At 52.1% G+C, this 13,839-nt stretch carries 14 protein-coding genes; 6 read left to right on the top strand and 8 right to left on the bottom strand.

Annotation, left to right across the window (positions count from 1 at the left end; translation table 11 throughout):
• Window positions 1-24: 24 nt before the first annotated feature.
• Entirely contained in the window at window positions 25-846 is an 822-nt protein-coding gene (cysE, locus tag EX31_RS14335; RefSeq protein WP_013577600.1) for a serine O-acetyltransferase, read from the top strand.
• A gap of 52 nt (window positions 847-898) precedes the next feature.
• On the opposite strand, the gene trmL is transcribed toward cysE, so the two are convergent.
• From trmL to cpxR, 3 genes are read right to left on the bottom strand one after another with little or no spacing between them, the layout of a single operon-like run.
• A complete protein-coding gene (trmL, locus tag EX31_RS14330; RefSeq protein ID WP_013577599.1) occupies window positions 899-1,372 on the bottom strand; it encodes a tRNA (uridine(34)/cytosine(34)/5-carboxymethylaminomethyluridine(34)-2'-O)-methyltransferase TrmL in 474 nt (157 codons plus the stop codon).
• Window positions 1,373-1,409: 37 nt separating this feature from the next.
• A complete protein-coding gene (cpxA, locus tag EX31_RS14325) occupies window positions 1,410-2,780 on the bottom strand; it encodes an envelope stress sensor histidine kinase CpxA (RefSeq protein WP_037035328.1) in 1,371 nt (456 codons plus the stop codon).
• On the bottom strand, window positions 2,777-3,478 hold the full coding sequence (cpxR, locus tag EX31_RS14320; RefSeq protein WP_013577597.1) for an envelope stress response regulator transcription factor CpxR: 702 nt from the start codon (window positions 3,476-3,478) through the stop codon (window positions 2,777-2,779). The genes cpxA and cpxR overlap by 4 nt, the downstream gene beginning before the upstream one ends.
• 152 nt (window positions 3,479-3,630) lie before the next feature.
• On the opposite strand from cpxR, the gene cpxP reads away from it, so the two are divergent.
• The 3 genes from cpxP (at window position 3,631) to EX31_RS14305 (ending at window position 6,647) form a co-directional block, all read left to right on the top strand.
• Window positions 3,631-4,140, top strand: coding sequence for a cell-envelope stress modulator CpxP (gene cpxP / locus EX31_RS14315; protein ID WP_037035326.1), 510 nt, complete (start codon window positions 3,631-3,633; stop codon window positions 4,138-4,140).
• Window positions 4,141-4,486: 346 nt separating this feature from the next.
• Complete coding sequence (gene pfkA / locus EX31_RS14310) at window positions 4,487-5,473, top strand: 6-phosphofructokinase (RefSeq protein WP_013577595.1); 987 nt, start codon at window positions 4,487-4,489, stop codon at window positions 5,471-5,473.
• A 184-nt stretch (window positions 5,474-5,657) separates the two neighbouring features.
• Entirely contained in the window at window positions 5,658-6,647 is a 990-nt protein-coding gene (locus tag EX31_RS14305) for a sulfate ABC transporter substrate-binding protein (protein WP_013577594.1), read from the top strand.
• A 67-nt stretch (window positions 6,648-6,714) separates the two neighbouring features.
• On the opposite strand, the gene tpiA is transcribed toward EX31_RS14305, so the two are convergent.
• Together tpiA and EX31_RS14295 are read right to left on the bottom strand one after the other, a co-directional pair.
• Window positions 6,715-7,482 carry a triose-phosphate isomerase gene (gene tpiA, locus EX31_RS14300; protein ID WP_037035323.1) on the bottom strand — a complete coding sequence of 256 codons (768 nt, stop codon included), beginning with the start codon at window positions 7,480-7,482 and terminating at the stop codon, window positions 6,715-6,717.
• A 127-nt stretch (window positions 7,483-7,609) separates the two neighbouring features.
• Complete coding sequence (locus tag EX31_RS14295) at window positions 7,610-8,218, bottom strand: DUF1454 family protein (RefSeq protein WP_013577592.1); 609 nt, start codon at window positions 8,216-8,218, stop codon at window positions 7,610-7,612.
• A gap of 158 nt (window positions 8,219-8,376) precedes the next feature.
• On the opposite strand from EX31_RS14295, the gene EX31_RS14290 reads away from it, so the two are divergent.
• Window positions 8,377-8,799, top strand: coding sequence for a DUF805 domain-containing protein (locus EX31_RS14290; protein WP_037035321.1), 423 nt, complete (start codon window positions 8,377-8,379; stop codon window positions 8,797-8,799).
• 16 nt (window positions 8,800-8,815) lie between these two features.
• Here the strand turns inward: EX31_RS14290 and fpr are convergent, their stop codons facing one another.
• A complete protein-coding gene (gene fpr, locus EX31_RS14285) occupies window positions 8,816-9,562 on the bottom strand; it encodes a ferredoxin--NADP(+) reductase (protein WP_037035320.1) in 747 nt (248 codons plus the stop codon).
• Between the two features lie 323 nt (window positions 9,563-9,885).
• On the opposite strand from fpr, the gene emrD reads away from it, so the two are divergent.
• Window positions 9,886-11,079: a multidrug efflux MFS transporter EmrD gene (emrD, locus tag EX31_RS14280; RefSeq protein ID WP_037035319.1), complete on the top strand. Its 1,194-nt coding sequence runs from the start codon at window positions 9,886-9,888 to the stop codon at window positions 11,077-11,079.
• 56 nt (window positions 11,080-11,135) lie between these two features.
• Here the strand turns inward: emrD and glpX are convergent, their stop codons facing one another.
• The gene (gene glpX, locus EX31_RS14275) at window positions 11,136-12,146 is read right to left on the bottom strand and encodes a class II fructose-bisphosphatase (RefSeq protein ID WP_013577588.1); all 1,011 of its coding nucleotides are present in this window, start codon (window positions 12,144-12,146) and stop codon (window positions 11,136-11,138) included.
• Between the two features lie 143 nt (window positions 12,147-12,289).
• Window positions 12,290-13,813 carry a glycerol kinase GlpK gene (gene glpK / locus EX31_RS14270; protein WP_037035318.1) on the bottom strand — a complete coding sequence of 508 codons (1,524 nt, stop codon included), beginning with the start codon at window positions 13,811-13,813 and terminating at the stop codon, window positions 12,290-12,292.
• Window positions 13,814-13,839: the final 26 nt, after the last annotated feature.

Below are 13,839 nucleotides of genomic sequence, written 5' to 3'. Positions count from 1 at the left end.
CTTGCAAAGTCGTAAGGAAAAGTGATGTCGCTAGAAGAATTAGAACTGGTCTGGAATAACATTAAATCAGAGGCGAGAGCGCTGGCTGAGTGTGAACCGATGCTGGCCAGTTTTTTCCATGCGACGTTGCTAAAACATGAAACGCTGGGCGGCGCGTTGAGCTACATTCTGGCCAACAAGTTGGGCAATCCGATTATGCCTGCGATGGCGATCCGTGAAGTTGTCGAAGAAGCCTATCGCAACGACGAACAAATGATCCTCTCTGCTGCCCGTGACATTCTGGCTGTGCATCAGCGTGATGCGGCAGTCGACAAATATTCCACCCCGTTACTCTATCTGAAAGGATTCCACGCGCTGCAGGCATACCGTATCGGTAACTGGCTGTGGAAGCAGGATCGTAAAGCGCTGGCGATTTATTTCCAAAATCAGATTTCAGTGTCATTCGGCGTAGATATTCACCCGGCGGCGCGTATTGGCTGCGGCATCATGTTTGACCACGCCACCGGGATTGTCATCGGTGAAACGGCCGTGGTTGAGAATGACGTATCGATTCTGCAATCTGTGACGCTTGGTGGTACAGGAAAAACCTGCGGTGACCGCCACCCTAAAATCCGTGAAGGCGTCATGATTGGTGCCGGTGCGAAAATCCTCGGCAATATTGAAGTGGGTGCTGGTGCGAAAATCGGTGCGGGCTCAGTCGTGTTGCAATCAGTTCCTCCGCACACCACGGCTGCAGGCGTTCCGGCGCGAATTGTCGGGCGTCCGGAAAGCGAGCGTCCTTCCATGGATATGGATCAGCATTTCAACGGTATTGCGCAGGGTTTTGAATTCGGCGACGGTATCTGACGGGCTTTCAGATGGCATGAATTTGCATGCCATCTTCTTCACTTCCATTCCGCTATTCTTTCAGCAATGCGCCCGGATATCCCAGTTGACGCCAGGCTTCATAAACCACCACAGAAACAGCATTCGACAAGTTCATGCTGCGACTTTCTGCGCGCATAGGAATGCGAATTTTCTGCTGTGCGGGCAGATTATCCAGAATAGACGCCGGTAAGCCGCGAGTTTCAGGGCCAAACAGCAGGAAATCATTATCCTGATAGCTCACGGCGCTGTGCGCTGGCGTGCCTTTGGTTGTCAGGGCAAAAAGACGTTGTGGATTTTCGCTGCTGAGGAAAGCGTCATAATTGGCGTGATGCTTTATATGGGCGAATTCATGGTAATCGAGCCCGGCACGGCGCAGACGTTTATCGTCCCAGCCAAAGCCCAAAGGTTCGATGAGGTGAAGCTGACATCCGGTGTTGGCACACAGGCGGATAATGTTGCCGGTGTTGGGCGGGATTTCTGGTTCAAATAAAACAATGTTAAGCATGCGTCCCCCTGATAGAGGGACGCAGAATAGCAGAATCTTAACGCTGGTGCAGCGGCAGCCAGATAATCAAACGAAGGCCGCCCAGCGGGCTGTCTTCGGCTTTTACCTTGCCTCTGTGCTGCTGAACCGCGGTATCCACGATCGCCAGCCCAAGGCCGGTGCCGCCGGATTCCCGATCACGCGCTTCATCAGTGCGGTAGAACGGACGGAAAATCTGTTCACGATCTTCTTCGCTCACACCAGGGCCATCGTCATCAACGGTGATAGTGATCCCTTCACTGTCGTGGGCGAAGTTCAGGACAATGTGATGATGCGAATAACGCAGGGCGTTACGGACGATGTTTTCCAGCGCACTGTCGAGAGCCGCAGCATTACCGATCAGTTTCCACGGGCCAGGTGGCGACGTGACCTCAAGGGTTTTACCCATCTGTTCGGCTTCAAACTGTGCATCGTCAATCACACCCGCCCACAATTCGCTGGCCTTCAGGGTTTCGCGCGATAATTCATTTTTATGCTGGCTGCGTGATAACACCAGCAGGTCATTGATCATGCCATCAAGGCGCTGAGCCTCATTTTCGATACGTTGCAGCTCTTTACCCTCACCATGACGACGTCTCATCAACGCGGTGGCCAGTTGCAGGCGCGTCAGTGGGGTACGTAGCTCGTGTGAGATATCCGAAATCAGCCGTTGCTGTGCTGTTACCATTCGTTCGAGTGCGCTGACCATCTGGTTGAAACTGGCACCTGTCGCAAGGAATTCCTGCGGTCCGGCTTCGAGTTCCGGATGCTGCTTGAGATTGCCGCGTGCAACGTCGTCTGCGGCGTTTTTCAGCTTACGTGCAGGTTTTGCCAGGCTCCACGCCAGCCAGAGCAACAGCGGGGCGCTGATCAGCATGGTGACGATTAGCAGCAATAGCGGACGGTCGAACATCAGGTTGATAAAATCAGACTGAGAACTGCTGGCGGGGCGCATCAGGTAAAGCTGGTAGTTGTCTTCGCCATCACGAACGGAGAAAGGCCCCACCATTTCGACGCGACCATATTTTTTCTTCTTTGGACGATCTGAGTTATCCGACTGGCCGATAAAGTTACGTACGATCTGCATTTCATTGCGCTGAGCGCCAATAACGCGCCCTTCGCTGGTCACCAGCAACAAGCGTTGACCCGGCGGTGCCCATTTGTCGATGGCACGGAACAACCGGCGCCACCACATCAGGTCATTGGCAGGATCGGTCGCCAGTTCAGCTTCAACGTGTTGTTCAATCATCAGGCCTTGCCGCTGCTCGTTATCAAGCAACGGCGTAATCTGGCGTGAATCGAGTTTCGGCACCATTAATACCAGCATCAGCACTAAGGCTAATGTGAACCAGAAAATGGCAAAAATACGTGCCGTAAGACTGTTTATCATGAAGCAGAAACCATCAGATAACCGCGTCCACGCAGGGTTTTAAACCATGGATGTCCGTCCTGACGATCGGGTAATTTACGGCGTAAATTGGAGATGTGCATATCAATAGCACGGTCAAACGGCGTCAGACGTTTACCCAGCACTTCCTGACTCAGATGTTCGCGGGAAACGACCTGTCCGAGATGTTTTGCCAGTAAGTACAACAGGGTGAATTCAGTGCCGGTTAAATCCAGCGCTTCACCGTTAAAGCTGGCTTCCTGACGGCCGGGGTTCAGTTGTAAGCCATCGACTTCAAGCGTCGGTGAACCGTTGTTCTCATTGGTTTGCTGCTGTTCGCTCCAGTTAGAACGACGCAACATGGCCCGGATACGTGCCACGAGCTCGCGGTCGTTAAACGGTTTTGGCAGATAGTCATCGGCACCCAGTTCGAGGCCGAGGACACGGTCTAATTCACTGCCACGAGCAGTTAACATAATCACTGGCGTCTGATGGCGCTGGCGTAATTCTTTAAGGGTTTCAATGCCGTTTTTCTTCGGCATCATCACGTCAAGTAACAGAAGATCGATGGTATTATCTATTTTCTCTAATGCCTGCTCACCGTCGTAAGCCACTACAACATTAAAGCCTTCCATTTCGAGCAATTCTTTCAAAAGTGAAGTCAGTTCACGGTCGTCATCAACTAACAAAATTTTATTCATTGTATTTACCTCTAGACGCAAAATACGTCATCAATTGCCGCTATTCCATGACTTTACGTACTTTTACAAGCACTGACGCTTGTTTGCAGCAGCAGGTTTAGACTGCTTTTCAATGATTCGCGATGAAGCGATAAAGACTTTAGGAGTATGTGATGTTTAAGGCAGCTTCATTCGGTTTGGCCACGCTTCTGACGCTGAGTTCAGGTGTCGTTTTAGCAGATGGTGCGAAACCAGTGTCGGCGATGCCAGCAGAACATGATAGCACGATGTTGGATAAGCCTCAGGAACGCAACACCATGTTTGATGGTGTAAATCTTACTGAGCAACAGCGCCAGCAAATGCGTGACCTGATGCACCAGGCTCGTAAAGATCTACCCCATGTAAATGTAGAACAGATAGAAACGATGCACAGGCTGGTTACCGCCGAAAAGTTTGATCAGGCCGCCGTGCGAGCACAAGCTGAATTAATGGCTCAGGAGCAGGTGGATCGTCAGGTCGAAATGGCCCGCATCCGCAACCAGATGTTTAATCTGCTGACCCCTGAGCAAAAAGATGTATTGAACCAGAAACATGAGCAGCGCATGAAACAGATGCAATTGCAGTTATCTGGATTACAGCCCTCTTCTGCCCAGAAGACGAGTAGTACCAGCACGACCGAGTAAGATCCCTGTTTTTCCTTGCCATAGACACCATCCCTGTCTTCCCCCATCGAAAGGTGGGGTTTTTTTTGTCCTCAATTTGGGTTGGATTTGCAGAACAGGAAATTAACAAGGTGGAAATGTGACCGTAACGAACTGGAAATATCTTGTAAAAGCCGTATGAATCAGTAAATTGCGATGTACCGAGCGGTGTATGCGTATTCTTGCTGACTTGAATCAATTCAGCACCGGTGTTTTGTTATACTATAGGCTCAAACGCTAATAAGCCCTTTTGGCTGCATAAAAAAATTCGCCCAACAGGCTGGCTCAAGATTCTTAAGAAATTGCATCTACAAGTTCAGAGGTAGTCATGATCAAAAAAATTGGTGTACTGACAAGTGGTGGCGATGCCCCAGGCATGAATGCTGCGATCCGTGGCGTTGTCCGCGCCGCTTTATCTGCAGATTTGGAAGTCTACGGTATTGAAGATGGCTACCTCGGCATGTATGAAAACCGCATGCGCAAACTGGATCGCTACAGCGTCTCCGATATGATCAACCGTGGCGGTACTTTCCTGGGTTCAGCACGTTTCCCGGAATTCCGTGATCCAGAAATGCGTAAAGTTGCGCTGCAGAATATGAAAGACCGTGGTATCGATGGCCTTGTGGTTATCGGCGGTGACGGTTCATATGCCGGTGCAGACCTGCTGACCAAAGAAGGTGGCATCCGTTGCATCGGCCTGCCAGGCACAATCGATAACGACGTTGCGGGCACTGACTACACTATCGGTTTCTTCACGGCGCTGGGTACAGTGGTTGAAGCCATTGACCGTTTACGTGATACCTCCTCTTCACACCAGCGTATCTCTATTGTTGAGGTGATGGGCCGTTATTGCGGTGATTTGACCTTAGCAGCAGCGATTGCCGGGGGTTGCGAATTTATCGCTATCCCTGAAGTTGAATTCAAACGTGATGATCTGGTTGCTGAAATCAAAGCCGGTATCGCGAAAGGCAAAAAACATGCCATCGTTGCCATCACCGAGAAGTTAGATGACATTGAAGAACTGGCTAAATACATCGAGAAAGAAACCTGTCGTGAAACGCGTGGCACGGTATTAGGTCATATCCAGCGTGGCGGCGCACCTGTCGCTTATGACCGTATCCTGGCTTCCCGCATGGGTGCGTATGCTGTTGACCTGTTGCTGGAAGAAGATCGTGACTATTCTCAGGGCGGTTTTTGCGTGGGTGTTGAAAACGAGAAAATGGTTCACGAACTCATCTCGATTTGTATCGCGCCAGAGAACAAGAAAAGCAAATTTAAAGAAGACTGGTACGACACGGCGAAAAAACTTTTCTGATTCAGCTTATTGCGTGTTTAAACGAACCTCCTTTGCGGGAGGTTTTTTTTCGCCACTCTTTTTGTTTATTCCATAAAGTAATAGAAAAAAACCTTTTATTCTTTATGTGTTTCGTTTTTATCTGGCACGCTCTCTTTAACGAACAAATAAATGAAATCCATAGAAACTATTTCGGGAGAGTACGATGCGTAAATGGGCTGCAGGTTTGGGATTGCTGTTGGTGGCAACCGGAGCAATTGCCAAAGATATTCAGATTCTGAACGTGTCATACGATCCAACCCGCGAATTCTATGAACAATATAACAAGGCATTCAGTAAATACTGGCAGGGCAAAACCGGTGATACCGTCACCGTACGCCAGTCGCATGGTGGCTCAGGCAAACAGGCTACGTCAGTAATTAATGGCATTGAAGCGGATGTGGTAACACTGGCGCTGGCTTATGACGTTGATGCTATTGCAGAACGCGGCCGTATCGATAAAAACTGGATCACCCGCCTGCCGGACAACTCTGCGCCTTACACGTCCACCATTGTGTTCCTGGTGCGCAAAGGCAACCCGAAACAAATTCATGACTGGAATGATTTGATCAAACCGGGTGTATCGGTAATTACGCCTAACCCTAAAACGTCTGGCGGCGCACGCTGGAACTATCTGGCAGCCTGGGGTTACGCGTTGCATCACAACAACAATGACAAAGCGAAGGCTCAGGATTTCGTGAAAGCATTGTATAAAAACGTCGAAGTGCTGGACTCCGGTGCACGTGGCGCAACTAATACTTTCGTTGAACGTGGTATCGGTGATGTGCTGATTGCCTGGGAAAACGAAGCGTTGCTGGCAACAAAAGAAGTCGGCAAAGATAAGTTCGAAATCGTCACGCCAAGCGAATCGATTCTGGCGGAGCCAACGGTTTCTGTGGTTGATAAAGTCGTGGATAAGCGTGATACCCGTACAGTGGCGGATGCTTACCTGAAATACCTGTACTCGCCGGAAGGCCAGACTATCGCGGCAGAAAATTATTACCGTCCGCGTGATCCGGAAGTGGAGAAGAAATTCGCGGCTGAATTCCCGAAACTGAAACTGTTCACCATTGATCAGGTTGCAGGTACCTGGGCTCAGGCGCAGAAAGACCATTTTGCGACAGACGGAATTTTCGACCAAATCTCCAGGCGTTAATCGCCATGTTACAGGCAATAAAAAACCCCGGCATGCCGGGGTTTTTTTATGCGCAGAAGAAACAGGCTTACGCTTGTTTAGCTTCAGCAGCGGCTTTCACGATCACAGCGAAAGCGTCTGCTTTCAGTGATGCGCCGCCAACCAGTGCGCCATCGATGTCTGGCTGGGTGAACAGTTCAGCAGCATTTGCAGCGTTAACAGAACCGCCGTACTGGATGATAACTTGTTCAGCAACCGCAGCATCTTGTTTCGCAATGTGGTCACGGATGAATTTGTGAACAGCCTGAGCCTGAGCCGGGGTGGCAGATTTGCCGGTACCGATCGCCCAAACAGGTTCGTAAGCGATGACTGCGCCTTCGAATGCTTTCGCACCCAGAGTGCTCAGAACCGCGTCCAGTTGTTTAGCGCAAACGGCTTCAGTTTTGCCTGCTTCGTTTTCTGCTTCGGTTTCACCGATGCACAGAACAGGAGTCAGGCCCGCTTCTTTCAGCACGCCGAATTTTTTCGCGATGAACTCGTCGCTTTCTTTGTGGTAAGTGCGGCGTTCTGAGTGACCGATGATGATGTATTGCGCACCGATGTCTTTCAGCATGTCGGCAGAGATTTCACCGGTGAATGCGCCAGACAGGTTAGCATCAACGTTCTGAGCACCCAGCGCAATACGGCTGCCAGCCAGAGCGTGTTTAGCCTGTGACAGGTAAACTTCTGGTGGAGCAATTGCAACGCCACAACCTACAACTGTGCTCAGTTCAGTACGCAGAGCAGCAATCAGTTCGTTAACCATGTGGGTGCTGCCGTTAAGCTTCCAGTTACCCATCACTAATGGATGTCGCATGTTTTTTCCTCCAAAAGGGGACGCGAGTGTCGATTAAAATTTCTGCCAAATAAGCAGATTACCTGTGCAACAGTATAGAGATCATTGGTCATAAAGGCTTTGCTTTTTGTCATTAAAAACCGTCATCTCACGGCTCAGCAAGCGCCAGCTTGACCGGCTCAACGGCGAATGTCAGTCCTTTTTCGCCATTGTCTGAAATGACAAAACGCACCGCGCCTACCTCCTGCTTATAAAACTGCTGACCTTTTCCTTTTTCGATCAGAGAAGCGACTCTTGCCACGCTTTGCTCGGTGGATAATGTGGCGTCGAACTGACGCATCAGGTTAGCCATATAGCTTATCGCCAGCGTGCGTGCGGCCTTTTCTTCAGCCCCCTGAATCGGCAGATAGGTGATTTGCAGCGTTTTGATTTTACCGGTGCCTTTTTCCAGTGCGGTCGAGGCATACAGGTTTTCATTAATCTTGCTGGCGGCTCGGGTCAGGGAACTGTTTGGAGATTTATCACTGATCGACCGGAACTCGCCAATCTGCTGGGTCGGATTGGCTTCATTGTATTTGGCGCGAAAATTGATCAACGTCGTTTCAAAGGTGGGTGCGCCAGCAAGCAGGTACGGGGCTTTTGGCATCTCCTCTGCGCCAGAGTGATCGACCGGCGGATCGGCGAGTGCACTATTCTGGCAAGCGAGCATAAGCAGCGCGGGCAGCGCCAGTCGTAATAAGGATTGAGCAACAGTCATAGGGCGTTTCTTATTTTGTTTCAACAGTCCGATTAAAGCGGGGAACGGGGGGTAATGTCAAAAGGAGTGCGTAAAGATTCTCGTCATCGCTGCCCGTGAGTTACACTCCGCCTGTTTTAATATTTTACTCCTCTTGTACTTTACGGAACGGACTGCCAATGACGTTACAGCATGCACTGTTTTCTTTTAACGGCCGCCTGGGCCGCCGCGATTTCTGGCTCTGGATGGTTAGCTGGTTGATTCTGATGGTGGTTGATTTCTTTTTTGCCGCACAGGAATGGATTACCTATCAGTCCGCCGGATTCGCGCTGGTGGTTTTACTGTGGCCGACTGCCGCAGTGTTGGTGAAAAGATTGCATGACCGCAATAAATCGGCCTGGTGGGCGCTGCTGTTTGTGCTGGCGTGGATGCTGGTGGCGGGTAACTGGGCAGCGGCGATGCCGCAGACGTGGAGCTGGGTTCTGGGCCGGCTCGCGCCATCGGTGATTTTCATTATGTTGCTGATCGACTGCGGCGCTTTTACCGGCACACCGGGCGCAAATCGCTTTGGCCCGGAACCGGACGACGTTAAATTCCGCTAGTTTTGCGGTAACAGATTTACCAGTAATGCTCGCTGGTCATATGGCCCGGCTTGCGTTTGAGATGTTTGCGCATACCCCGCGTGTCTTTCAGTACTTGCTGGGTATCGCGAACCATCTGTGGATTGCCGCACAACATCACGTGGCTGTCCTCTGCCAGCATCTTAAGGCCGACAGCCGCTTCCAGTGCGCCGCTTTCAATCAACGCAGGCACGCGACCGGTCAGCGAACCGGAAATCTCCTCGCGACTGACCACGGTCTGGATATGAAGTTTGCCCTCATAACGGCGTTGCAGTTGCTGCATTAATGGCAGATAGCTGAGATCCGCTGCAAAGCGTGCCGCGTGAACCAGAACAATATTTTTGAACCGCTCCAGCCCTTGCCCTTCCTGCAAAATCGACAGATACGGCCCGATAGCGGTACCGGTTGCCAGCATCCACAACGTGTCACACTCCGGCACTTCTTCAATGACGAAAAATCCGGCGGCTTCTTTGGTGATGTTGATTTCGTCACCGGGCTGCATCACGTGAAGCCGCGGGCTGAGTTTTCCTTCCGGCACATTCACCAGATAAAACTCCAGTTCGCCGCTGGAGGGTGGGTTTACATAGGAATACGCGCGCTGCACCCGCTCGCCGTCAATATCCAGCGAAAGTTTGGCGAACTGGCCAGCGGTAAAAGGATCGATGGGCGCATTGACCGTGATGCTGAACAAATTGTCTGTCCAGTGCTCAACTTTTTTGACTTTTCCTGTCACCCAATCAGCCATAAAAAACTCCCGTGGTTTCTGATTTCTTCATGTCGTGCGAAATATGAATTGCAAAATTATGTCCTGATTTTATTTCAAATTTTCCGAATCCCGTATCGGTTAAATGTTATCAGCCTGTTCATCACCCGTTAGCCAATATCGATTTTCGTACACCTTGCGTTACACATGTGGTTCCCGCTGCTGCCAGTGCAGGTTGAGAAGAGTTTCCTACAACACTCGCTTATTCATATTAATTTGTTAACTTATGCGCCGCTGTAGTCTGGCTGAATTTACTGGTTATTTGTTCTGCACTTTTCCAATCTTATTTGATAATGAACTGAAAAATGAAAAATCTGGAAAATATCCACCTGCTTATCATGCTCATTTTGCTGGTGGCTGTCGGGCAAATGGCACAAACCATTTATGTGCCGAATATCGCGGACATGGCTACCAGTCTGGCCGTGAAACCGGGCGCGGTACAGCGGGTGATGGCAGCCTATCTGCTGACATACGGCGGCTCACAGCTGGTTTACGGCCCGCTTTCCGATAATATTGGCCGTAAACCGGTGATCCTGACCGGCCTGATGATTTTCCTGATAGGTGCGGCGGGCGCCATGATGTCCACCAGTCTGACGATGCTGATTGCCTTTGCGGCCATTCAGGGACTGGGCACCGGTGTGGCGGGCGTAATGGCGCGAACCATGCCGCGTGATCTCTACAGTGGCGGTGCGTTACGCCATGCCAACAGCCTGCTGAACATGGGCATTCTGATCAGCCCGCTGCTGGCGCCGGTGATTGGTGGCGCACTGTCAGCGTGGTTAGGCTGGCGGGCCAGTTTTGGTTTCCTGCTGATTCTGTGCGCCGGTGTGGCGTTTTCGATGTACCGCTGGTTGCCGGAAACTCGTCCGGAATTCACTGCCGACCATCCGCCGCGCAACATGCTGGGTAGCCTGCGTTTATTACTGGCCGACGCCAATTTCAGCCGTTATCTGGTGATGCTGGTCGGTGCACTGGCCGGTGTGGCGGTGTTTGAAGCCAGTTGCGGTGTGCTGATGGGCGGCGTCCTCGGGCTGAGCGGTGTGATGGTCAGCGTACTGTTTATCCTGCCGATCCCTGCTGCCTTCTTTGGTGCCTGGTATGCCGGGCGGGCGGAGAAAAGTTTCCAGCAACTGATGTGGCATTCGGTCATCAGTTGTCTGCTGGCCGGTCTGGCGATGTGGATCCCGGGCTGGCTGGGTATCATGAATATCTGGACGCTGGTGGTGCCAGCTTCGCTGTTTTTCTTTGGCGCTGGCATGTTGTTCCCGCTGGCGACCACCGGTGCAATGGAGCCTTTCCCGTATCTGGCAGGCGCGGCCGGTGCGCTGGTTGGCGGATTGCAGAATATGGGGTCAGGGCTGGTGGCATGGATGTCGGCGATGTTGCCGCAAACTGGTCAGTTCAGCCTCGGGTTACTGATGTTTGCGATGGCATTGCTGATTTTACTGTGCTGGTGGCCGATGTCGAACCGTAGCCAGCATGAAGGACATACTGCCTGATGGTGCAAAAGCAGGGCGCTGATGGCCCTGCTTTTTGATGACCGGAAGGAAGTTGATCAGATAATAAATTCGTGCAGCGCAGCGTCTTTTCGGTCGAGGTAATGGGTCGAGCGGATACGGCGGATGGTGCGGGATTTTCCGCGGATCAGCAGCGTCTCGGTGGTCGCCATGTTTCCCTGACGGCTGATGCCTTCCAGCAGGTCGCCTTTGGTAATACCGGTCGCGGAGAAAATCACGTTATCGTTACGCGCCATATCATCCAGCAGCAGCACTTTACCGGCCTCGATCCCCATCGCTTTACAGCGCGCCAGCTCTTCTTCGCCGATACGACGGTTTTCCGGTGTATCGCCTTTCACATCATGACGCGCCAGCAAACGGCCCTGCATATCGCCATCCAGCGCACGGATCACCGCAGCGGAAATCACGCCTTCCGGCGCACCGCCGATGCCATACAGCACATCCACTTCACTTTCCGGCATGCAGGTCAGGATTGTCGCCGCCACATCGCCGTCCGGGAATGCGAACACACGCACGCCTGACGCCAGCATTTCGCGGATGGCGTCGTCGTGACGGGGTTTTGCCAGAACAGCTACAGTCAGTTCGGTCAGCGGTTTATCCAGCGCTTTAGCAATATTGGCCAGATTCTCTGCCAGCGTCAGTTCGAGATTAATCGCGCCTTTGGCACCCGGCCCGACGGCGATCTTTTCCATGTACATGTCGGGTGCATTGAGGAACGAACCTTTGTCGCCAACTGCCAGCACAGCCAGCGCATTGGACTGGCCCATGGCGGTCATGCGTGTACCTTCAATAGGATCGACCGCGATATCCACCGCGTCGCCGTTGCCGGTACCGACTTTTTCACCGATATACAGCATCGGCGCTTCATCAATTTCCCCTTCGCCAATCACGATAGTACCGTCGATATCGACTTTATTGAGCATAATGCGCATGGACTGAACGGCAGCGTTATCGGCAAGGTTTTTATCGCCACGACCCAGCCATTTGTAACCGGCGAGCGCGGCAGCTTCGGTCACGCGGGAGAACTCGATTGCTAATTCACGTTTCATTGGAAAGCCTGTAGAAAGAAAAAAAGAGGTCGGTGAGGCGAGGCTCATCTGTGGCGCAGATTTTAGCACAACGGGAAAGGTGCATAAAAAAACTCCCCGGATGGGGAGTTTCAGAAAGGGGTGTTGGCGATAATATCTGGCGATTACTCGTCGTGATCTTCCCACGAACGAACGCGTGCCACCGCTTTTTGCCAGCCTTTATAGCGGACATTACGTTCTGTCGTTTCAATGCTTGGGCGGAATTCACGTTCGATGGTCGCTTTGCTGCGCACTTCTTCCAGATCGTTCCAGAAGCCGACGGCCAGACCTGCCAGGAAAGCAGAACCCAGCGCGGTGACTTCCAGCACTTCAGGGCGCTCAACGCGGGTGCCAAGAATGTCTGACTGGAATTGCATCAGGAAGTTGTTGGCCACCGCACCGCCGTCCACACGCAGTGCCTGCAGACGAGCGCCCGAGTCGGCCTGCATGGCATCCAGTACGTCGCGGGTCTGGTAAGCGATAGATTCCAGCGTCGCGCGGATGATGTGGTTGCTGTTCGCACCACGGCTCAGACCGAAGATTGCGCCGCGGGCATACGGATCCCAGTAAGGGGCGCCGAGGCCGGTAAAGGCAGGCACTACGTAAACGCCGTTCGTGTCTTTCACTTTCATGGCGAAATATTCGGAGTCAGTTGCGTCGCTGATCAGCTTCAGTTCATCACGCAGCCACTGAATGGACGCACCGCCGACAAATACGGCCCCTTCCAGCGCGTAGTTCACTTCGCCGCGCGGGCCGCAGGCGATGGTGGTCAGCAGGCCATTTTTAGAGGCGACCGCTTCAGTACCGGTATTCATCAGCAGGAAGCAGCCAGTGCCGTAGGTGTTTTTCGCCATACCAGGTTGTACACACAGCTGACCATAGAGCGCCGCCTGCTGGTCACCTGCGATGCCAGCGATAGGAATACGCGTACCGCCTTTACCACCAATGTTGGTCTGGCCGTAAATCTCAGAAGAAGAGCGAACTTCCGGCAGCATTTCACGTGGAATATCCAGCACTTCCAGCATGCGGTCATCCCATTGCAGATCATGGATGTTGAACAGCATGGTACGCGAAGCGTTGGTGTAATCCGTCACGTGAACACGTCCCTGCGTCATTTTCCAGACCAACCAGGTGTCGACGGTGCCGAACAGCAGTTCGCCGCGTTTAGCGCGTTCGCGAGAGCCTTCAACGTTGTCGAGGATCCACTTCAGTTTGGTGCCGGAGAAGTAAGGGTCGATAACCAGGCCGGTGTTATGGCGAATGTATTCTTCCAGACCGTCTTTTTTCAGTTTTTCGCAGATGTCAGCAGTTCGGCGACATTGCCAGACAATCGCGTTATAGATTGGCTTGCCAGTTTCTTTTTCCCACACGATGGTGGTTTCGCGCTGGTTGGTGATACCGATACCGGCAATCTGATCGGAGTTAATGTCGGCTTTCGCCAGCACTTCCACCAGCACCGAGCTTTGCGAAGACCAGATTTCCATCGGGTCGTGCTCAACCCAGCCTGACTTAGGGTAGATCTGGGTGAATTCGCGTTGTGACACGCTGACGATATTGGCATCGTGATCCAGCACTACCGCGCGTGAACTGGTTGTACCCTGGTCGAGTGCAACAATGTATTTTTTTTCGTGAGTCGTATCTGCTGACATAATATTCATCCTGCGAATGAGTAAGC

The organism is Rahnella sp. WP5, from assembly GCF_000745615.1.
GTDB lineage: Bacteria > Pseudomonadota > Gammaproteobacteria > Enterobacterales > Enterobacteriaceae > Rahnella > Rahnella aceris.
The sequence above is the reverse complement of the archived record's forward strand: the minus strand, read 5'-3'. Positions and strand labels throughout refer to the sequence as shown.

What these genes read in the sequence shown, in the direction of transcription:
- cysE (WP_013577600.1), top strand. Translation starts at nt 25, where the DNA reads ATGTCGCTAGAAGAATTAGAACTGGTCTGGAATAACATTAAATCAGAG.
- trmL (WP_013577599.1), bottom strand. Translation starts at nt 1,372, where the DNA reads ATGCTTAACATTGTTTTATTTGAACCAGAAATCCCGCCCAACACCGGC.
- cpxA (WP_037035328.1), bottom strand. Translation starts at nt 2,780, where the DNA reads ATGATAAACAGTCTTACGGCACGTATTTTTGCCATTTTCTGGTTCACA.
- cpxR (WP_013577597.1), bottom strand. Translation starts at nt 3,478, where the DNA reads ATGAATAAAATTTTGTTAGTTGATGACGACCGTGAACTGACTTCACTT.
- cpxP (WP_037035326.1), top strand. Translation starts at nt 3,631, where the DNA reads ATGTTTAAGGCAGCTTCATTCGGTTTGGCCACGCTTCTGACGCTGAGT.
- pfkA (WP_013577595.1), top strand. Translation starts at nt 4,487, where the DNA reads ATGATCAAAAAAATTGGTGTACTGACAAGTGGTGGCGATGCCCCAGGC.
- EX31_RS14305 (WP_013577594.1), top strand. Translation starts at nt 5,658, where the DNA reads ATGCGTAAATGGGCTGCAGGTTTGGGATTGCTGTTGGTGGCAACCGGA.
- tpiA (WP_037035323.1), bottom strand. Translation starts at nt 7,482, where the DNA reads ATGCGACATCCATTAGTGATGGGTAACTGGAAGCTTAACGGCAGCACC.
- EX31_RS14295 (WP_013577592.1), bottom strand. Translation starts at nt 8,218, where the DNA reads ATGACTGTTGCTCAATCCTTATTACGACTGGCGCTGCCCGCGCTGCTT.
- EX31_RS14290 (WP_037035321.1), top strand. Translation starts at nt 8,377, where the DNA reads ATGACGTTACAGCATGCACTGTTTTCTTTTAACGGCCGCCTGGGCCGC.
- fpr (WP_037035320.1), bottom strand. Translation starts at nt 9,562, where the DNA reads ATGGCTGATTGGGTGACAGGAAAAGTCAAAAAAGTTGAGCACTGGACA.
- emrD (WP_037035319.1), top strand. Translation starts at nt 9,886, where the DNA reads ATGAAAAATCTGGAAAATATCCACCTGCTTATCATGCTCATTTTGCTG.
- glpX (WP_013577588.1), bottom strand. Translation starts at nt 12,146, where the DNA reads ATGAAACGTGAATTAGCAATCGAGTTCTCCCGCGTGACCGAAGCTGCC.
- glpK (WP_037035318.1), bottom strand. Translation starts at nt 13,813, where the DNA reads ATGTCAGCAGATACGACTCACGAAAAAAAATACATTGTTGCACTCGAC.